Origin of the sequence: Acinetobacter sp. SWBY1 (assembly GCF_002946595.1) — a bacterium.
Classification (GTDB): Bacteria; Pseudomonadota; Gammaproteobacteria; order Pseudomonadales; family Moraxellaceae; genus Acinetobacter; species Acinetobacter towneri.
In genome coordinates, this window is the sequence record NZ_CP026616.1 from 225,448 (window position 1) to 245,705 (window position 20,258).

The window sequence follows — 20,258 nt, forward strand, 5'->3', positions numbered from 1 at the left end:
CTTAAGATACGAGCAGGAGATTCTGCATGAAAACATCTAAATTTACTGATAGTCAGATCATGTCCATCTTGAAACAGGCAGAATCTGGCACACCTGTAGCGACCCTTTGCCGTGAACACGGCATGAGTAATGCTACCTTTTATAAATGGCGTGCCAAATATGGTGGTATGGATACATCATTAATGGCTCGACTGAAAGAGCTAGAAGCCGAAAATACCAGACTTAAAAAGATGTATGCGGAAGAGCGATTAAAGGCCGAAATCATCCAGGAAGCGATGGCAATGAGATACCGTCTTGGTAGTCAATCAGGTTTTGATATTATTCGACCAATAAATAATCTCTTTGATAGGCAGTCTGATGTTTTAAAACGCCATAACACAGATGTATAAGCTTGCGCATTGCAGCACCTAAAGCACACATTTTATTTTTACCCTGGCTTAATAATCGTTGATATAAAGCTTCAATGTGTGGATTATATTTAATCGCTGTTAATGCTGACATATACAATACTGAGCGTATTTTACTGTCACCTGCTTTTGATAAGTGACTTTGCTTGTTGACTGAACTGCCAGACAACTGATGTACTGGAACCAAACCTACATATGCAGCAGCTTGACTTGCTTTTTCAAACTTGTGCGAATGAAATAACCCCAACAGTAATAAGCCTGATCGTTCACCGATTGAAGGAATAGTTTGCAGTAATTTCAAATCCTGTTTCAATGTTGGATCTTGATCTATGTGATTATTTATTAACTTATCAATATGTTCAAGTTGCTGATTTAAATACTCAATATTCTCTTCAAGTAATTTAATCACAACAACGGAGGTATGAGTGGACTGCGCCTTTTCAAGTCGATTCTTTTCCTGCAATAGACTACCTAGATAGACATCTCGTCTGCCTAGTAAAGCTTTTAATAATCTGACATTTTCAGGTTCAGGCTGCCATATGATTAACTTTGCGGTGTAACCATAACGTGAAAGAGCTTCACTATCAGCTTTATCCGTTTTATTTAGCATGGACATGCCTTTGGCAAAGGCTCTTACTCGTGAAGGATTAGCCACACAAACCTTTACACCTGCATCATATAGATAATATCCCAAATTCTCATGATAAACCGAAGTCGCTTCCATGATTGCTGTCACTTGATCAGGTTCAATTTTAAGAGTGATGAGCCATTTGAGCAGACTGCCAAAGCCACTTTCTGTATTAGTAAATATTTTATTTTTTCTTTTTCCAGTCAAACCTTGAGGGAAAATGCAACAATCTATTTTGGTTTTACTGACATCAATACCTAGCATAATCATGGTGATATTCCTTGAGTTTAAGCTATGATTTTTATCCCATTAACCATCATCTTACCTTGTGAATACAGCATCAAAGTGCTTAGTTACCGTTCAGAGTTGTATGAGGGATAAGGGCAAATTGTAGGTTTTATCTCAGGTTCAAATTTAAGATTTTAGCAGCACTCCAAACTCTACAATTTGCGTATAGTGGTAGCTAATCACTATATCAATCAAGATACAAGCAGCACTGCTGCGCAAGGGTAAAGCCATCTTGCCGGCGTAAGATGGCACAACAGGCAGTTGCCCAGCATGCCATTAGTATTCGTTTGGCTTGTAAAGCATTTGGCATTAGTGAAACCTGCTACCGCTATCAAGCCAAACTCAGCGATGACAATGCACTCATTGCTGAACAGCTCATTGAACTCACTGAGGAAAATTCCGATTGGGGCTTTGGTTTGTGCTTCTCGTATTTACGGCATGTTGAGAGTTGTTGCTGGAATCACAAGCGGGTTTACCGCATTTACTGTGAGTTGGCACTGAATCTGCGTATTAAACCGAGAAGAAGACTAAAACGGCATGCGCCTGAACCATTGAAAGAACCAATCCGAGAAAATCAGGTTTGGTCATTAGATTTTATGCATGATCAGCTTTCCGATGGTCGCAAGTTTCGATTATTGAATGTGATTGATGATTACCGCCGCGAAGGCCTAGCCATTGAAGCAGGGTTCTCATTGCCCACAATCAGGGTTATTCGTACGTTGAATCAATTGCTGGAGTGGAGAGAAAAACCGTTAGTGATCCGATGCGATAATGGTCCCGAATTTATCAGTCACGAATTTGTGCGCTGGGCTACTGAGCACGGTATTCGTATTGAATATATTCAACCGGGTAAGCCACAGCAGAATGCGTATATTGAACGCTATAATCGGACCATACGTTATAGTTGGCTGAGCAAGCATTTATTTGATACTTTGGATGAAGTACAAGATTATGCAACAAACTGGTTGTGGCATTACAACCATGAAAGACCACATCAAGCTAACAAAGGAAAGCCACCTCTAATGGCTGCTTAACCTCTACTTTTAACTTCGGTTATTTATGGGAGGATTACCATACTAATATCGATGTTGAAATAGATTTCCTTATTCAATGGCAGAACTTTTTAAGTACAGAGTTAGACAATATTTTTTTAGAAGATCCTAAGTTGGTTAAAAATATATGTATAGCCGTAGCATTTAAAAATCCAGATAAGCGTGGGTGTCAGGCAGAACATAATATTTATAGATTTACTTTACTAAGATACGAAAGTTTACTTGTAAAAAAACAGAACAGCTGACATTTTTTGATTAACATGCATTCTGTTTAAGCCAATCATTCCATTACTGGCTGTATCATTTCGAAAGTTACCCAGCATGACTCTGATCAGGTTCACAAGCCCCCCGATATGCCCAAACTACTATGAGCCAAATCGAGGTGACCATGACAGAAAATGAGATGAGATGTTAAAGATCCAGTTTGAGAAAAACGCCAGCGTAGAGTGAAATGATCATTTAGGTATACAGGTTTATCAACTATTAAAAAAATGCTAAATTATTATCATAAAAGAGCAATGTAAAAATATTTTTTTGAATTTTAGAGGTTTTTAGACTAAATGACCGAGGGTACAGCAACATTTGCATATGATTCATTGGAGTCGATTCGTAAGAGACTATTGGATTTAAGTTCAAGAAATTCGCTGTTAAATTATAAGTTTCCACGTGGTAAGTGCCTTCAGTTCATTGAAACTACACCAAACTCTATATTCAAAGCATTAAATGACAGAAAAATAATAGATCTACTACCAATTCCTAAACCATTAGATGCAGAGCTCAAGAGCTACTATGGGGTGGAGGAAAAGAATGGTAGTGGTATTAAAGATCACGGACCAAGTGTTGAATCTTGGGCAAAGCATTTAGGTTATGAGATTAGTTTTGAATTGAGTCACAATTATACGAGTAATTCATCAAAACCTGAAAATACACATGTTTTACAGAGTTTACTTTATCCAAAGGACTTAGAAACTCGAGTTAAATATATTAGACAACAAGCCGAATCATTCATAAATGAAACAGGTTCGAATGTTTTATATATTGCGATTGGTTTTTTAGAATGGACTGAAAGTAAAGATTCAAATCTGAAACGGTTAGCTCCACTTTTCACTCTACCTGTAAAAATTGAAAAAAAGCCAAAAACAAAACATGGGGGCTATGATAATTTTGAATTATCTATGTCAGATGAAGGATTATTAAGTAACGTTACATTACATGAAAAGTTAAAAAATGAATTTGGCTTAGAATTGCCTTTATTGGATGAAGAAAGTACGCCAGAAGATTATTTTGACTTAATTGAAAAAAATATTTTGTCTCATGAAGTAGGTTGGAGTATTAAACGCAAGGTCTGTCTGTGCTTGCTAAATTTTTCTAAGCAAGCAATGTATCAGGATCTTGATCCTACGAATTGGCCTAAAGGGTATTCAATAGAAGATCATCCAGTTATTAAACAATTATTTAGTAAGGTAGCCAAAGAAAGTCAGTCTCATAGTTTCGACTCTGAATATGAAATTGATGATATAGAAGATATCCATGAAAAATTCCCAATCATTTACGATGCTGATAGTTCTCAACATAGTGCTTTAATCGATGCCGTAAAGGGGGAAAACTTAGTTATTGAAGGTCCTCCAGGATCTGGTAAATCTCAAACAATTACAAATTTAATTGCTGCAGCAATCAATGATGGCAAGAAAGTACTTTTTGTTGCTGAAAAAATGGCTGCATTAAATGTAGTAAAAGATAGACTAGATAAAGCTGGATTAGGTGGATTCTGTTTAGAATTACATAGTCATAAGTCTAATAAGTTAAAAATATTACATGACTTAAATGAACAATATAAGCAATTGAGGCACTATGCTAAAATACATGAAATACAAATCACAAAAAACAAACTTGAGTTAAGTAAAAATTATTTAAATCAATATGTAAAAAGAATTAATAAAGAGTGGGGAGAGACGAAATATACAGCACATGAAATTTTAACAAAAGCAACTTACTTCAAGAATTTATTGGATATAAATCCTGAAGATGTATTAATCGATAATTTAAATTTGACTACATTAAATCAGGATGATATCCAAAGCTATATTGATTGGGGGAAATTGTTAGAAAATTCATTTATACAAACTCGGGATCAATGTCCTGATAAGGAGATCTATAAACACTATTGGTTTGGGGTTAATAAGGTAAACTTAATTGATTCTGAAAAAGCAGAAATTGTGAACTTTCTTAAAGAGTGGAACTATGAATTAACAGTAATACAACGTTTATTTTCTGAGCTTTTTTTTAGTGATGATGTGAATTTAGAATTAGTTGAAAGAGTAACTAATAATGCAAAAGAATTACCAAATTTTGATGAGGAAATATCTTATCATTTAATTAATGATCAAATCGATAATATTAGTTTACTATCTGAATACATTCATTTGTATGATGAAATTAATAAAAACTACAGAGTAATTGTTGCGGTAATTAACAAAGAATATCTTGGAGAGTCAAGTTCTCGTGAAGTTGAAATCATTAGGAATTTGATAAATGAAAGCAAAGCTTTTGATAAAAGTATCACTTTAGAAGATATAGATGAAGCGATACACCAACTAGAAAAAATTAAGACTGCTTTGTTGGATTTAAAGCCTGATATTGAATTAATTGAAAAGAATATTCCTTCTGAACTTAAGAAGGTGTTTGGATATTCAGAAGAAAATTTTAAAGCTATGGAGATATTGGTAGGACATTTAAAAGGGTTGCCATTTGATCTTCTAAAACATAGAAATGAAATATTTGATGAATCTGGTATTGATCAGTTTATAATTGATTTTGAACCAATATTTAAACAGTTGCATCAAAACTATCAAGATTGTCAAAGACTGTACAAATTAGAGATCTTGCCTAGTGTGGAAGACTTAGAGATAAATTACAAAAATATATGTATAGGTGGATTTTTTAAATATTTTACGATGCGTTGGTGGAGCGCTCGAAAATTTATATTAGGTATCAGTAAAAATGAAGGTACTCCACTTATTGAAATACAAAATAATTTTTCTAAATTAATAGATTTTAAGAAAGGTATTGATTCTGCAAATAAATTGAATGATAAATATAAAATATTAAATCATATGTATGATGGAGTTAATACGCCATTAAATGATATTAAAACATTGCGTGATTGGTACAAAGGCGTTCGCCATGAATATGGTATTGGTTTTGATGAGAAGGTGAAGATAGGTTCTGCTATATTAAGATTAGAGAGTCACTTAGTAAAATCTATCATTGAAGAATATGATCGTAAAGTTGCACCTAAGATTAAAGATTTATTGAATTTACTGCAGGGCTTTTCTACTTTATATGCAAGTAAAATTAGTCATTTGAGAAACGTCCACGAAATTATTGATGATGAAAGTGAGATTTCTCGCACATTAATTTCTCTTAAAGAATTAAAATTAAAACTTGGGCCCTTTATTATTGATAAAGAATCTTCATTAGCTCGTATTGAAAATGAATTAATTTTATTTGATGCTAATGTAGTAAAAGTAACTCGATTTAATGAAATTAGAAAAAATTATCCTCAATTGTCTAAAGAATGGAGCTTTGATGATTTAAAAGGGGATATTAATGTTGCTGAACTAAATCGCGCTCAAAAGACTCTTAAGCTTTTAAATATAATTTCTGATTCATTCGGAATTTTAAGAGAGAAACTATCTAAGATATCAGATAAGGAAAGTTATCAAAGATTAAAAAAATCTTTAGATGAAATCTCTCATCATTTCAAAAATGAAGGAATAAGAAGAAAACAATTTGAAGAGCATTCTAATGTTGAAGCAAATTGGACCAATCAGCTTAAAAATTCTTTTATTGAAACGATAAAAAGAAATAATTTAGCTTTAGAGAATGAAGATTGGTTATTTACATGGAGTAATTACCATACTATTAAGAATAAAGCTGAAAATTCTGGTTTAAGATGCATTATTAAAAAGTTGGAAAATGCCGAATTAGAGAGGTATTCAGTTGCTGACGTGGTGCAACTATCTTTATATAGTTCTTTAGCAAAGCATATTATTAATACAGATACACTGATTCAAAAATATAACGGTATAGAATTATCGACTATGGTTAGTAATTTTCAGAATTATGATAATGAATTACTAGTATTACAAAGAAAGCAGATTGCTTGTAATGCCTCATCAGTCGATGTTCCTGTAGGGATTGCTTATGGTAGAGTATCTGATTTAACAGAATATTCATTAATTGCAAAAGAGGTTTCAAAAAAAACAAGACATATTCCAATTCGGTCTTTGCTAGAAAGAGCACCTAAATCAATTCAAGCATTAAAACCATGTTTCATGATGAGTCCTATGTCTGTTGCTCAGTACTTAAAGCCAGGACTTTTTGATTTTGATTTGGTTGTGATGGATGAAGCATCTCAAATTTTGCCAGAAGATGCGATTGGAGCATTAGCTAGAGGCAAAAGTGCAATTATTGTCGGTGATCCAAAACAATTACCACCTACAAGCTTTTTCAGCACATCAGTTAACTTTGACGATGCAAATGAAGATGAACTTGTTGGAGTAGAGGATGCTGAAAGTATCTTAGATTCAGTCTCAATGTTTAAGAAGAGGCGTTTACGTTGGCATTATCGCTCGCGTCATCAATCATTAATTGCCTTCTCTAATAAATACTTTTATGACTCTGACCTTGTTTTGTTCCCATCACCTATCCAAAGTTCTCCAGAACTTGGTATCCGATATAAGAAGGCATCTGGCATATTTGATTCAGGGCGAAACTATAAAGAAGCACAAAGTGTTGTAGATGAAGTATGTGAATTAATTCTTCAAGATAAAGAAGAGTCAATTGGTATAGTTGCGATGAATAGTCAGCAACGGGATGAAATCGAAAGTCAATTAGAACTCAGACTATCAAAAGATTCTAGGTTGCAGGATCTTTATGATAAAAAAATGAAATCTCATGAACCTGTATTTGTTAAGAATCTTGAAAATGTCCAAGGTGATGAAAGAGATGTTATTGTCATATCCATGACTTATGGGCCGTCACAGGTTGGGGGTAAAGTATTTCAAAGATTTGGTCCGATTAACCAAAGTTCAGGTTGGAGACGACTCAATGTACTGTTTACCCGTTCAAAGAAGAGAATGCATGTAATTTCATCTATGAATTCATCTGATATTTTATCATCTGAATCAAGTAGTAAAGGTGTAACTGCATTAAAGGCATTCTTAAGATACTGCGAAACTGGTTTTTTACATGAAGAAAAAGTAACTGGCAAAGCACCTGATAGTGACTTTGAAATAGCAGTCATTAAAGCGCTTGAGAAGCATGGATATGAATGTGAACCTCAACTTGGTGTTGCAGGATACTTTTTAGATCTTGCTGTCAAAAATCCAGCTAATCCAGGAGAATATTTGTTAGCAGTTGAGTGCGATGGTGCAACTTATCATTCTGCAAAATCTAGTAGAGATCGTGATCGTTTACGCCAACAAATTCTAGAAAGTTTGGGTTGGAATATACATCGGATTTGGTCAACAGACTGGTTTAAAAATTCGCAAGAACAAATGCAAATTTTGTTGGAAAAATTGAGAGTATTAAAACCGGCTGTTGATATACAAGATACTATTAATACCCAAATAACACGGCCGACAAGCATTAATATTGAGAAGCAATATTTACTTGAATTTGAAACACAAAATGAATCAAACGATAATATTATTGAAATAATAGAGGCGGGTGATCTGGTGAGATATTTGGATAGTAGGCATCCTGAAAAAATAATGAATGTTAAGATTTCTAATAATCTTAACAATTTCCAGGAAGGTATTACACATGTTAATAGTCCCTTAGGTCAAGCATTAATGGGACTAACGATAGATGACAGTACAACCTTATCTTTGCCAAGTGGTGATGTGAAAATCACAGTGAAAGAGATCATTAAGTCTTAAGTAAATTTTAACAATGGTGGTAAATATGAATTTTGAAATAGAAAAGTTAATGAGAGCTGAGGAAATTGCGGCATCTGGTATTTTTTAGTCTTTCTGAATCTGAACAGCAGGCTATATTACAGTGGGGCTTACGTTTATTTGGGATGGGACAGCACAAAGTCGGTGATATACACGAGATTAAATACGAGGGCAGAGTGGTTGTTTTATATGACGGTTCTAGATGGGAAGGGCTTTGTTGCATAAATATGTAAGCATCTGATTTAAATAAATTTAATTTTGGATCAAAAAACAATCAAAACTTTTAAAATCATATAGTTATGAAATCTTTGTGCAACAAAGCCATATTAAACTAGAAAAACATTTGGAAAATCGAGATGGAAGTCCAAAAATTCCAGGGGTGCAATTTTTTTATTGTCCATTAGATGTAGCTATGCAAAATTCACATTATGATTCCCCAGATTTTTTTCATGAATAGAATATTTAACAATAGACCTTGCGGAGTATGCTTTTACCTAATTTTGAATTGGTTAAAACCTTATAAAATATAGTTTGTGGCTGTTTAAATTTTGACTAATGCAAGGTCTAATATATTTTTTAAGGCGACTGATGCAAAAATCTATTTTTTGTTAAAGGATGGCTAATCATTGTATTTCAACCGCAGATTATGCACGAATGCTAAAAAATCTGGGATGCAATATAAAAGCTTATTTTCAATAAAAAACACATCATAATACCCCCTTGCCTTTTAACCACAAAAATATTGAAGTTATTATTTAGAAGCAATTAATAGAAAAATAAACAAATCTTTTTTAAACAAGCTACTAATAAAAATATCTCCATCGAAAATAAAGTATAAAAATTCAAAAACCATTTAATAAAGTATCAATAGAGTTAAAATACATATAGCTTACTTTTAATTTTAAAGAGGAATACAAGAAATAATTTCTTGTATTCCTGTTATAAGATTGGGAGAACCAAGTTGATAATTTCACCCATTTCTTTGGATCTATTAATTTAAGTTTCGACTTTACTTATTTGAGCTTAGCCATTTGGTCGAGTCACAATCGGGAAAATTGAATCTGGACGTTTAAACATTGCAAAGAATTTTCCAATTTTCAGTGGATTACCTTTGACTTTACTGTCTTTAGAAAGCAGGACTTTTACCCCTTCTATTTGACCTGTAATCATTTTTAGATATAAGGGCTTGGTTAAGGTTAATGTAGGGCAATCCAATGCCAAATCTTTACTTTCATCATAACGCTTAAACTGCATGACTGAGTTTTCAACCCATAATGAAAAATGCTCTTTGGTATCCGACAAAACCAGATTGATACACTGGTTTTCATTTTTTAAATTTTCCACATCTAAATTTGTCGCCATAGCTTCAAGAAATCTTTCAGTTGGTGTATGAATCAATAAATCACTCGGATCAGAAGTATTTTGTAGGGGTACATTATTTTGTAGCTCTTGAGCGCCCACCAAAAAGAAATTACGCCAAGTTGAAGCCTCAGCAGCATAGCCCAATTGACGATAAGTATTCGCCAATAAGTCTTTTGCTTGTTGGTTTTGAGGGTTATTCAACACAATATGTTTTAAAATCTCGGCAGCCCATCTATAGTCAGCTTGAGCGTAGGCATCCCGCGCATTTTTCAATGCATTGTTCTCCCCACCTGCTAACTCAATATATTTTTTTGCAACAGCTTTAGGGGGTAATGGATCTAAATTGGAAGGATGGGCATCGAACCATCCCATATAATATTGGTATACTGCTTTTACATTATGTTTTAGGGTTCCATAATAGCCATGAGCATATAGTTTTTGATCAAGTGCCGCTGGAAGCTTAATTTTTTCGGCAATTTCAGCGCCATTAAAACCAGAGTTCATATATCTCACCGTCTGATCATGCGTGAACTTATAAACATCTCGCTGGGTTTTAATAAAATCTTGAATATTGTCATTGCCCCAGACAGGCCAATGATGCTGTGCAATCAATACATCGGATGCTTTGGCATGCTGCATTGCTTGGTCTAGATAGCCCACCCATTTTAAGGCATCACGGACTTTAGCACCCCGAAGGGTATAAAGATTATGCATGGTATGAGATAGAATTTCTGCGCCGTTATAAAGTTTCAATGATGGGATAGAGAACGTTAATTCTGCTGGTGCTTCTGAACCCGGCACGTTATAAAACACAAAATCCAAGCCATCAACCGTCATTTTCTGTTCTGGTTGAGTGATCAGTTGTGTAGGCTCAAGGATGCCCATTTTTCCCACAGCAACAGCCTTACCTAAACCTGTATCCACCAATCCTTCCGCATTTTTAGGTAGAAAAGTTCCATACATATAAGTCGCACGACGTATCATGGCTGAACCTGCCATCACATTTTCACTGGTCGCTTCTTCCATAAAGCCTTTTGGCGCAATAATTGGAGTTTTTCTAGCGTTAATTTCTTCGCTAGAAAGAACGCCTAATGCACCACCAAAATGATCGATATGGCTATGGGTAAAGATAATGGCTGAAATTTTTTGCTCACCTAAATGCTGTCTAGCAAATTTAAGTGCTGCTTCAGCCGTTTCTTTAGAGGTTAATGTATCCACAATAATCCAGCCAGTATCACCCTGAATGATGGTCATATTTGCCAAATCAAAACCACGAATTTGCCAAACTCGATCTGTTACTTTAAATAGCCCAACATTGTTGTTTAATTTTGCTTGTCGCCATAGAGTGGGATTAACGGTATTTGGTGCTTGATCTTGTAAAAAACTAAATGCATCAAAATCCCAGATAACATTGCCTTTCTCACTTTTAATTTGACCTGTTGGCTTGGCAATAAAGCCCTTTTGAGCCTGATTAAACTCAGTCATATCCTCTAAGTTATACTTCGCCTTATATGTATTATTTGATTCAATGACCGCTTTTTCTACTACAGTATTTGCTGCAAAAACAGAAAATGGCAGAATAAGCATCAATGAAACTGTTAAAAACTTAATTTTCATCTTCTTTCCTTTTTTTAAATAGAGGTGGTCCCACATGTTTGAACAACTAAAAGCTTATTTATAAGTGATACTCTGCTCTAGTTAAGCTACCTTATTTTGTTGTGGTAGCTGGTCATAGTAAAACTCATCTGGAGTCATTTTGTCCAGACTCGAATGAGGTCGTTTCAAATTATAAAATTCAAAATATGCGTTTAATTGCTTCTTCGCATCCAAAACATTGCTGTAGGCTTTGAGATACACCTCTTCATATTTAACGCTCCGCCATAATCGTTCAACCATCACATTATCAACCCATCGACCTTTACCATCCATGCTGATTTGGATGTCATTTGATTTCAATACATGGCAGAGTAAAACTTGAAGTGCGACATAAACCACCTAATTAATTTAAAGGGTTTATGGAGTATATAAAATTGTCATACCATCATCTTAACTTTGAAGATCGTACTGCATTAATGCTTGAGTCAAGAAAAGAAGGCTTTTCAGCCAGAAAATTTGCTGAACTCATTAAAAGACATCCTAGTACGATCTATCGTGAGCTTAAAAGAAATAGCATCAATGACGTTTATCAAGCTCGATATGCTTCTGATAACACCTTCGCTAGACGTAGACGTGGTCACAGAAAACTCAAAATCGATTCAATCCTCTGGAAATTTATTGTTGAAGCGATCCGTTGTTTATGGTCTCCTCAGCAAATAGCAAAGCGTTTAAAGACATTTCCTGATTTGGATCAAACAATGAATGTAAGCCATACAACGATTTATTCAACGATACGAGCATTACCAAAGGGTGAGTTGAAAAAAGACTTATTATCCTGTCTGCGTCATGAAAATAAAAAGCGAAAAGCTAACGGTGAACCTAAAAAAGATTCTATATTACAGGATATTAAAACTATTCATGAGCGCCCAGCCGAAGTTCAAGAAAGAAAAATACCGGGTCATTGGGAAGCTGATTTAATTAAAGGTAAAGACAATAAAAGTTCGATAGCAACACTTATTGAACGAAATACACGGCTCTGTATCTTGGCAACATTACCTGATGCAAAGGCAGAATCAGTGCGCAAGGCTTTAACTGAAGCTCTGAAATATTTACCTGCAGAACTGCGTAAAACGTTGACCTATGACCGTGGACGCGAGATGTCAGAACATAAAATACTCGAAGAAGATTTAGGCATAGATGTATATTTCTGTGACCCACATTCACCTTGGCAAAAAGGCACATGCGAAAATATGAATGGTTTAATTAGGCAATATTTACCTAAAGGGATTGATTTAAATCAGGCAGATCAGCATTATTTAAATCAAGTTGCCATGTCACTGAATACTCGTCCTAGAAAGGCGTTAGATTGGCTTACACCATTAGAGAAATTTGCTCAGCTTGTTGATTATCATATGGCTTTTGAAACTGTCGCACCTCATGTTTGAATTCGCCCAGCTTTTCCAAAGCTTGTTGGGATGACATAGATTGGTCATGCTCAAATATTAGAGCATTTAGATCATTTTTTAATTTATTCTTTAAAAATGCCGGCATGATAAGATGAATTTTATTGCAATTTATTTGTAGATTGCTAAGTTCATCACAGGACTCCAAGATGACAATATGGATTTTATTTTCAGTCTTTCTTGGGATTTGTTCTAAAGTTTTAACTGTAAATAATATAGGGTTTAGTCCATCTTCAAATGGCTTATAAAAATCAAGTGAAATTTTATTATTTGTATAAATAACAATATCTTGCAATGTATTAGAAGCTGTATGGGTCATGTTCTATAATGGTAATCAAAATTTGTAAAAAGGTTTTATTCATAGCATGAATGATGTAATAAAGATACTTGTAAACCAAAATTATAATTCAGTTTATATCGTTGGAGATCTTCACGGGTCTTATAGTCTTCTAATGCATGAGCTTCATCTAAATAATTTTGATTTTGAAAATGATCTACTGATCTGCACAGGTGATCTCATCGATAGAGGTAATGAAAATTTAGAATGTATTTCATTACTCGATCAAAAATGGTTTTTAACTGTGCGCGGTAATCATGAAGAAATGTGTATTCGAGGGCAGTATGATCCTAAAATGAAAGACATGCATGCAAGGAATGGTGGAGCATGGTTTTATAGACAATTTCAAAAGACGCGACAGAGAATTGTTGATCGTTTAACAAAGTTACCTTTAGTGATTGAAGTTGAGCTGAAACATAAAAAGGTAGGTGTTGTTCATGCCGACATTGATATTCATGATTGGAACATTTTTAAGGAAGATATTGTCAAAGGTGACTATAAAATTCCAGGTATCGTATCAACATATTCAAATGCACTTTGGGGTAGGGGGAGAATACGTAATCATTCAAACCAATATGATATCGTCGAAAATATCGATGAAATCTATTTAGGTCATACGATCGTAAAAGAACATACGAAAATCGATAATTGCCATTATATTGATGTTGGTTCCTCTTTTACCAAGAAACTTTGTATTGTAAAAATCCAATGAACTTGGTGATGTGGTAGGGGGGGTGGTGAAAAAAGTTTAATTGATTAAAAAAACAACATTTAAATCATGTATCCTAGCTTGTATCCTGTAATTTTAAAAAATTAATTAGTTTAATAAAAACAATAGGGTAGGTGATAGTTCTCGTCTGTCTGGGCCCACCAGTTTTTTGTAATCATATGCACAGTTTTGTAATGATTTAATATATAAACCCATGAATTATAATGATTCATGGGTTTTTTATTTCTGCTTTTTGCACAACTATGTTTGGCTATGCACAGCTTTATTTGGCCCTCTTGTGTATCCAATCTTGTATCCGATACTCTTTCTGCATTACTCGGATACAAGAGATTCTGCTATGAAAAGAACGGCTTTAGATAACATCAAACAAATCAAAGATACCCAGTAATACCCCCTAAAAATAAAAGGATCTAAAAGTAGAATTTTCTCTTAACATACAAGCAGGAGATTCAGTATTTGGATGGAATAACTTTTTTGCTGAATTTGCTAGCAATGCTGATGAATTTAAAGATTTTAACCTTAGAGCTGAGTAATGAACTTTTGTAGTGTCATACGCTATAGTTTTTAAATTCATCCTCATGAGCATATGATAACTTCAGTATTGACTGAATATTAAAGGATTATTTGTGAGTAGAAGTGTAAAGAAGCAACTCAGTTTCTTTTTAATCGTACTTTGCGGAGTGATTAGCTATAATTATGTAGCTACTCGCCCAGTAGAAAATACAGCGGTGAATTCCAACGTTCGAGAGCGTGAGCGAGCATTTATACAAAAACGAGCTGAATACATAAAAAATCACGGTGAGACCAGTATAGCTGAGCAAGAAATTAATAAAGAATTGGCACTCAGAAGAGGGCATTCTTTAATTAATAGTTCGTCTTCGTACCAGAGTGCTGAAGAGCAAGATCTTGAAAAATTTGTAAAGTGAGATAGATATTATAGTAGATTGGATTGTTTATAAAGATAATGCGAAAATATTCGCTAAATCCGCAGCAAAAATTAGTAAGATGAAATAATAAAGTGTGACGATCTCAGGTCTATACTAAACGCAACTAATCAACCTCCTATGAAAATCGTCAGAACTGGTAAAGATGTCATGGAGTTTTTAGAGGATTGATTTTTAAGACATTGTTTTATTTTTATTTGATCGCGGTGATTTTAATGAAGTATTGTGGGATCATTACTCAATTTTAATTTATGTCATAAATTATTAATCTTAATTTCAGATAAAAATCAAGGAAAAAATTAATGTCGAGAAAGGTAATAATGACTACAAATGAAAGACGTCTTCAAGCATTAAATCAAATGCGTGCTAGCTACCGTGGTGTACAGCTTTTAAGGCAAGATAGAACTAGATTTATGCAAGATGGGTCTATTGTTCAATCCAGCTTTTCTTCCACAAGTGATAGTAGGTATCCTGCATGTGATGAACTATCAATGGAAACGGATGAGAGTGATGTGTTGAAAGAAACTGCTGAAGCTATGTACGCATCTACAGGTGATACAATTTGGTTAAGCTTTTAAATATAAAATTCAAGCGCTTTATATCGTTTCAATGAGCAGAGTTCAAAATTGCTTGAGTAAGTCGTCAATTGATATTTCCTCTTCCACATAGAAAATACCATTTTGATCTGCTTTCATTTTTTTAATAGTCATACCTTCAAGCTTGGCAATCTCGATTAAATCGTCAAGTATTTGATCTGCAATTTTATTTTTCCAATCATTTTCTGGGTCTAAAGGATTCGACATGAGTTTCTCCTAGTTCATGGTGTAGAAGCTAAATCAACAATACTATAGGATGTATGATATTAGAGTTGGTTTAAATGTAAGCGTCCGCTGAATCCCATACCTATTTTTTAATTCGATTTAGGTTTCCAACAGTGCGGCAGCAATTCTTCAATTTGGGTCACTTTGTGTGTCGGTAACCTTTTCAGCACATCACTTAAATAGGCATACGGATCCAAGCCATTCAGCTTTGCTGACTGGATTAACGTCATGATGTTTGCCGCTCGCTGACCACTGCGCAGCGAACCTGCAAACAGCCAGTTCTTGCGCCCCAACGCCCAGGGACGCATCTGATTCTCGACCCAATTGTTGCAAATAGGTAGATTGCCATCATCCAGATAGCGGCTTAAAGCTGGCCAACGCTTCAGAGTGTAATTGATGGCCTTGGCGGTGGGAGTGTTAGCGGCAGTGTAAAAATGACCCCCTAATGGCATTTAAAAACTGACCCCCTTGGTTAATATAGCGGTCATTTTGGACTGCTCAACATGTTAACTTTGGAGCAAGCAGTGACAATCCAAATACTTCATCAACAAGGTAAATCTATTAAAGCCATTAGTCGTGAACTGGGGGTGTCCCGAAATACCGTACGTAATATTTACGGCAAAACACCACACCTCAGTATCAGCGTATACAGCCTAGAATAAGTATCCTTGACCCATACAAACCCTATTTACTCCAACGTGTAAACGCAGCTCATCCTGAATGGATTCCTGCTGTTGTGCTCTACCAGGAAATTTTAAGGTTGGGATATCCAGGAAAGATCAGGATCTTGAGGGAATATCTTGCAACATTAAAACCAGTTGCTAAACCAGAACCGATCATTCGTTTTGAAACCCAACCTGGCCAACAAATGCAGGTGGATTTCACGACAATTCGACGCAACAACACGACTTTAAAAGCCTTTGTCGCAACATTAGGGTATTCCAGAGCGACTTTCGTGAAATTTTATGATCATGAACGTACGGATGCATGGATCGATGGTCTAGAAAATGCATTTCAGTTTTTTGTAGGAGTACCTCAAGAAATCCTGTTTGATAACGCTAAAACGATCATGATTGAACGGGATGCCTATCAGGAGGGGCAGCATAAATGGAATCCCAAACTGCTCGACTGCGCCAAGAAATACAGCTTTCGTCCTCGCGTATGTAAGCCCTACCGTGCACAGACCAAAGGCAAAGTTGAACGCTTTAATGGATACCTCAAATCAAGCTTTATTGTGCCATTGAAAGCAAGCCTGAAGACTTCGGGTTTACTGTTAGATGTTGATGTCGCCAATGCCCACATTGGCCGGTGGCTGCATGAAACCGCCAATCAGCGGATTCATGCCACCACGCAAGAAAAACCGGCTGTTCGACTGCAACAGGAGCAGCAAAAATTTACGCCATTACCGCAATCAGATACAGGTTCTAGCACTGTACCTGTTGCAGCAGCACAGCATGTCATGCCCTACGAGAGTTTGCAGCATCCCTTATCGGTATATGACCAGTTGCTGGGAGTTTCCTGATGAATCTGCAATACGACCGTATAGAGCAGCTTTGCCAAAAGCTCAATCTGCCTGCCATCGCATCACAATGGTCACATCATGCACAACAAACATTAGGTCAAGATGGAAGTTATGCCGACTTTGTTGAAGCGATCTTGACGCATGAATATGCTGCCAGGCAACAGCGCAGTCAGCAGGTACTGATGAAACTCTCAGGCCTGCCTCAAGTCAAAACCCTGGAAGACTATGATTTTAATTATGCCCTAGGGGCCCCTAAATCACAGGTGATTGAACTGTTCAATCTGAGCTTTATTGCTAGAGCAGAAAATGTGGTGTTTCTCGGGGCTAGCGGAGTAGGAAAAACGCACTTATCTATGGCATTAGGCTATAAGGCCATCATGAACAACATTAAGATCAAGTTCATTACCGCCGCCGATCTCATGCTGCAACTGAGTACAGCCTATCAGCAAGGTAAACTGAAAACCTATATGCAACGTGCGGTACTGGGACCAAAGTTACTGATTATCGATGAAATTGGTTATTTACCGTTTGGACGTGAAGAAGCGAATCTGTTCTTTAACGTGATTGCCAAGCGTTATGAAAAAGGCAGTACGATATTGACGAGTAACTTACCCTTTAGCCAGTGGTCCAAATCCTTTGCAGATGATGTCACGTTGACCGCTGCGATGTTAGATCGGTTATTGCATCACTGTCATGTGGTACAAATATCGGGTGAGAGTTATCGTTTGAAGGATAAAAAAAGAATTGGGATTCAGCCCCAGGTTGAAATTTAATACGAGATCAAAGGGGTCAATTTTACTTTGCCATTTGTAAGGTGAAAGGGGTCAATTTTAGAATGCCGTTGACAAGCATAGGCTTCCCATTTTTATGGTAATAACAAGCAAGGAAATATTGTGCGATTAACTTATTTGATGCCTGCACCTTTTAAACAAGCCTTATTGACTGCGGTTATTTTACAGTCTATGCATGCTTATGCAGAAACCACAGAATATCAACTTCCCGTCATCACTGTCCAATCGGTACATACCGATAGCGAGTTGTTATCGACTTCTGCATCTATTCAAAAAGTCCAAGCGGCTACAGTACAAAACAATGCCAATGTTAACCTATCGGAAATTTTACAAGGGGTTGCAGGCTTACAAATTAATAACCGTGAAAACTATGCGCAAGACTTACAGATTTCGATGCGTGGCTTTGGCGCTCGTTCAACTTTTGGAGTACGTGGCATTCGGATGTATGTCGATGGTATTCCTGCGACCATGCCTGATGGTCAAGGGCAAAGCTCCAATATTGACCTCAATAGTTTAGATCACATCGAAGTACTGACAGGGCCATTTTCATCTTTATATGGTAACTCATCAGGGGGAACCATTTTGGCTGAGACCAAAGAAGGGCAAGTGAAAGACTCAATCCAAGTGGGGCTAAATGCAGGCAGCCACCATAAGCAACAAACCAATATCCAATTACAAGGGGGTTCTGAACAGACCAATCAACCCGCTTATGTGATTAGTTCCTCTTATTTTGATACCGATGGTTTTCGAGACCATAGCGCAGCACAAAAAGTATTAAATAATGCCAAACTAACATGGAACTTAGAGGATGGCAGTAAAATCAACTGGGTCACCAACTATGTCAAAATCCATGCAGATGACCCAATGGGGTTAGAGCGTAAGGATTGGCAAGCAAACCCAAAACAAATTGCTCCTTATGTAAAAAATATGGGGTTTAACGCGCGCAAAGATATTGAACAAACTCAAACAGGTGTGACTTGGTTTAAACCGATTAATGATAAAAATGAACTCTATGCCATGGCATATTTAGGCAACCGCCAAGTCACTCAATATCAGGCAATTCCTAATGGAGCTACCTCCCAGAAGCTACCTACTCATGCTGGTGCTGTGATTGATTTCGAGCGTAATTATTATGGTGCTGATTTCCGTTGGACAGGTAAAGAATTATTACCGAATACTACATTTAGTGCTGGTATTGCTTTAGACAATATGGATGAAGACCGTCAAGGCTATAATAATTTTGTAATGGTAAATGGTAAATGGTAAAGAATCTTATGGTGTTAAAGGTAATTTACGCCGTAATGAAAATAATACCCTGTGGAATTTAGATCCATATGTACAAGCCTCATGGCAGTTCTTACCCACGTGGCATCTTGATACAGGCTTACGCTATAGCAATGTGCATTATGAGTCAGATGATCATTACATTGTAGCTGGTAATGGTGATGACAGTGGTTCAACGGATTATCAGAAATTATTGCCTTCTGTGGCTTTAGGTTGGGAAATTTTACCTGAACTTTATGCCTATGCGAGTTATGGTAAAGGCTTTGAAACGCCAACCTTTACTGAAATGGCTTATAACACTGATCCTTCTAAATCGGGTATGAATTTTGCGTTAAAACCTGCGAGTAGTGATAATTACGAGCTAGGTTTAAAGTCGCAGAATCCATTCGGGCTCTTCACTTTAGCTGTTTTCCAGACAGATACAAAAAACGATATAGTGACAGCGGGAACACGTGATGGTCGTGCGACTTTTCGTAATGCAGATCAAACCACACGACAAGGTTTAGAGCTTTCATGGCAACAAACGATTTGGAAAGAACTCAACATTCAATCGAGCTTTAGTTATATCGATGCAGAATTTGATAGTTATACAGCAGAAATAGCGAATCCAAATAACCCAAATACTCCATATGCAAAAGCAATTGATAAAGGAAATAAGATTCCCGGAATTGCTAAAAATCAAGCATTTACCCGTATTGCATGGCAACCTAAACAGGGCTTCCAAGCAGGCTTAGAAGCACGCTATATGGATAAAATTTATGTCGATGATATCAACTCAGATACTGCACCAAGTTATACCGTTGTGGCTGCAAATGTCGGCTATTTATGGGTAAACCGTGACTGGAAAGTAAACAGCTATGCTCGAGTCGATAACCTGTTTGACCGTAACTATGTTGGCTCAGTGGTTGTGAATGACGGCAATAGTCGCTTCTTTGAACCTGCCGATGGTCGAAACTTTAGCGTTGGCATGAGTGTGACCAAAGCCTTTTAATGGGAATGGTTTGACTAGGCAAATAGTGCTACATAGCCAAACCAGATGAATCGCGCCATACAACTGAAAAAAACGCTTT

10 protein-coding genes and 6 pseudogenes are annotated in these 20,258 nt (G+C 36.1%); 10 read left to right on the forward strand and 6 right to left on the reverse strand.

Annotation, left to right across the window (positions count from 1 at the left end; all coding sequences use genetic code 11):
- Nucleotides 1-26: 26 nt before the first annotated feature.
- Nucleotides 27-287, forward strand: a pseudogene (locus C3Y93_RS01130) (transposase); the annotation flags it as partial.
- Nucleotides 288-318: 31 nt separating this feature from the next.
- Here C3Y93_RS01130 and C3Y93_RS01135 read toward each other — a convergent pair.
- Nucleotides 319-1,305, reverse strand: coding sequence for an IS110 family transposase (locus C3Y93_RS01135; RefSeq protein WP_004278529.1), 987 nt, complete (start codon nucleotides 1,303-1,305; stop codon nucleotides 319-321).
- Nucleotides 1,306-1,544: 239 nt separating this feature from the next.
- Here C3Y93_RS01135 and C3Y93_RS01140 point away from each other — a divergent pair.
- Nucleotides 1,545-2,357: pseudogene (locus C3Y93_RS01140) on the forward strand (IS3 family transposase); the annotation flags it as partial.
- 578 nt (nucleotides 2,358-2,935) lie between these two features.
- The gene (locus C3Y93_RS01145) at nucleotides 2,936-8,320 is read left to right on the forward strand and encodes a DUF4011 domain-containing protein (RefSeq protein WP_075696592.1); all 5,385 of its coding nucleotides are present in this window, start codon (nucleotides 2,936-2,938) and stop codon (nucleotides 8,318-8,320) included.
- A gap of 1,041 nt (nucleotides 8,321-9,361) precedes the next feature.
- On the opposite strand, the gene C3Y93_RS01155 is transcribed toward C3Y93_RS01145, so the two are convergent.
- Entirely contained in the window at nucleotides 9,362-11,317 is a 1,956-nt protein-coding gene (locus C3Y93_RS01155; protein ID WP_000693745.1) for an alkyl/aryl-sulfatase, read from the reverse strand.
- Nucleotides 11,318-11,398: 81 nt separating this feature from the next.
- Nucleotides 11,399-11,659, reverse strand: a pseudogene (locus tag C3Y93_RS01160) (integrase core domain-containing protein); the annotation flags it as partial.
- Nucleotides 11,660-11,772: 113 nt separating this feature from the next.
- Between C3Y93_RS01160 and C3Y93_RS01165 the strand changes: the two are divergent.
- A complete protein-coding gene (locus C3Y93_RS01165) occupies nucleotides 11,773-12,741 on the forward strand; it encodes an IS30 family transposase (RefSeq protein ID WP_005804963.1) in 969 nt (322 codons plus the stop codon).
- On the opposite strand, the gene C3Y93_RS01170 is transcribed toward C3Y93_RS01165, so the two are convergent.
- Entirely contained in the window at nucleotides 12,668-13,078 is a 411-nt protein-coding gene (locus C3Y93_RS01170) for a hypothetical protein (RefSeq protein WP_228153773.1), read from the reverse strand. The two genes, C3Y93_RS01165 and C3Y93_RS01170, sit on opposite strands and share 74 nt — an antisense overlap.
- 46 nt (nucleotides 13,079-13,124) lie before the next feature.
- Between C3Y93_RS01170 and C3Y93_RS01175 the strand changes: the two genes are divergently transcribed.
- The 3 genes from C3Y93_RS01175 to C3Y93_RS01185 all read left to right on the forward strand — a co-directional run bounded on the left by C3Y93_RS01175 (nucleotide 13,125) and on the right by C3Y93_RS01185 (nucleotide 15,348).
- Entirely contained in the window at nucleotides 13,125-13,808 is a 684-nt protein-coding gene (locus tag C3Y93_RS01175; RefSeq protein ID WP_104851830.1) for a metallophosphoesterase, read from the forward strand.
- A 644-nt stretch (nucleotides 13,809-14,452) separates the two neighbouring features.
- The gene (locus C3Y93_RS01180) at nucleotides 14,453-14,752 is read left to right on the forward strand and encodes a hypothetical protein (RefSeq protein ID WP_104851831.1); all 300 of its coding nucleotides are present in this window, start codon (nucleotides 14,453-14,455) and stop codon (nucleotides 14,750-14,752) included.
- Nucleotides 14,753-15,090: 338 nt separating this feature from the next.
- Nucleotides 15,091-15,348 (forward strand): hypothetical protein, encoded by a 258-nt coding sequence (locus C3Y93_RS01185; RefSeq protein ID WP_228153774.1) that lies wholly within the window; start codon nucleotides 15,091-15,093, stop codon nucleotides 15,346-15,348.
- A gap of 42 nt (nucleotides 15,349-15,390) precedes the next feature.
- On the opposite strand, the gene C3Y93_RS01190 is transcribed toward C3Y93_RS01185, so the two are convergent.
- Together C3Y93_RS01190 and C3Y93_RS01195 are read right to left on the reverse strand one after the other, a co-directional pair.
- Nucleotides 15,391-15,573, reverse strand: a complete 183-nt coding sequence (locus C3Y93_RS01190) for a hypothetical protein (RefSeq protein ID WP_104851833.1) — start codon at nucleotides 15,571-15,573, stop codon at nucleotides 15,391-15,393.
- A 107-nt stretch (nucleotides 15,574-15,680) separates the two neighbouring features.
- Nucleotides 15,681-16,007, reverse strand: a pseudogene (locus C3Y93_RS01195) (IS66 family transposase); the annotation flags it as partial.
- An 87-nt stretch (nucleotides 16,008-16,094) separates the two neighbouring features.
- Between C3Y93_RS01195 and istA the strand changes: the two are divergent.
- The 3 genes and pseudogenes from istA (at nucleotide 16,095) to C3Y93_RS01210 (ending at nucleotide 20,179) form a co-directional block, all read left to right on the forward strand.
- A pseudogene (gene istA, locus C3Y93_RS01200) lies at nucleotides 16,095-17,113 on the forward strand (IS21-like element ISAba8 family transposase).
- The gene (istB, locus tag C3Y93_RS01205; protein ID WP_104851834.1) at nucleotides 17,113-17,886 is read left to right on the forward strand and encodes an IS21-like element ISAba8 family helper ATPase IstB; all 774 of its coding nucleotides are present in this window, start codon (nucleotides 17,113-17,115) and stop codon (nucleotides 17,884-17,886) included. The pseudogene istA and the gene istB overlap by 1 nt, the downstream one beginning before the upstream one ends.
- A gap of 138 nt (nucleotides 17,887-18,024) precedes the next feature.
- Nucleotides 18,025-20,179: pseudogene (locus C3Y93_RS01210) on the forward strand (TonB-dependent receptor domain-containing protein).
- Nucleotides 20,180-20,258 lie beyond the last annotated feature (79 nt).

Excerpts from the sequence above, each read along its gene's own strand:
- C3Y93_RS01135 (WP_004278529.1), bottom strand. The coding sequence starts at position 1,305 with ATGATTATGCTAGGTATTGATGTCAGTAAAACCAAAATAGATTGTTGC.
- C3Y93_RS01145 (WP_075696592.1), top strand. The coding sequence starts at position 2,936 with ATGACCGAGGGTACAGCAACATTTGCATATGATTCATTGGAGTCGATT.
- C3Y93_RS01155 (WP_000693745.1), bottom strand. The coding sequence starts at position 11,317 with ATGAAAATTAAGTTTTTAACAGTTTCATTGATGCTTATTCTGCCATTT.
- C3Y93_RS01165 (WP_005804963.1), top strand. The coding sequence starts at position 11,773 with ATGCTTGAGTCAAGAAAAGAAGGCTTTTCAGCCAGAAAATTTGCTGAA.
- C3Y93_RS01170 (WP_228153773.1), bottom strand. The coding sequence starts at position 13,078 with ATGACCCATACAGCTTCTAATACATTGCAAGATATTGTTATTTATACA.
- C3Y93_RS01175 (WP_104851830.1), top strand. The coding sequence starts at position 13,125 with ATGAATGATGTAATAAAGATACTTGTAAACCAAAATTATAATTCAGTT.
- C3Y93_RS01185 (WP_228153774.1), top strand. The coding sequence starts at position 15,091 with ATGACTACAAATGAAAGACGTCTTCAAGCATTAAATCAAATGCGTGCT.
- C3Y93_RS01190 (WP_104851833.1), bottom strand. The coding sequence starts at position 15,573 with ATGTCGAATCCTTTAGACCCAGAAAATGATTGGAAAAATAAAATTGCA.
- istB (WP_104851834.1), top strand. The coding sequence starts at position 17,113 with ATGAATCTGCAATACGACCGTATAGAGCAGCTTTGCCAAAAGCTCAAT.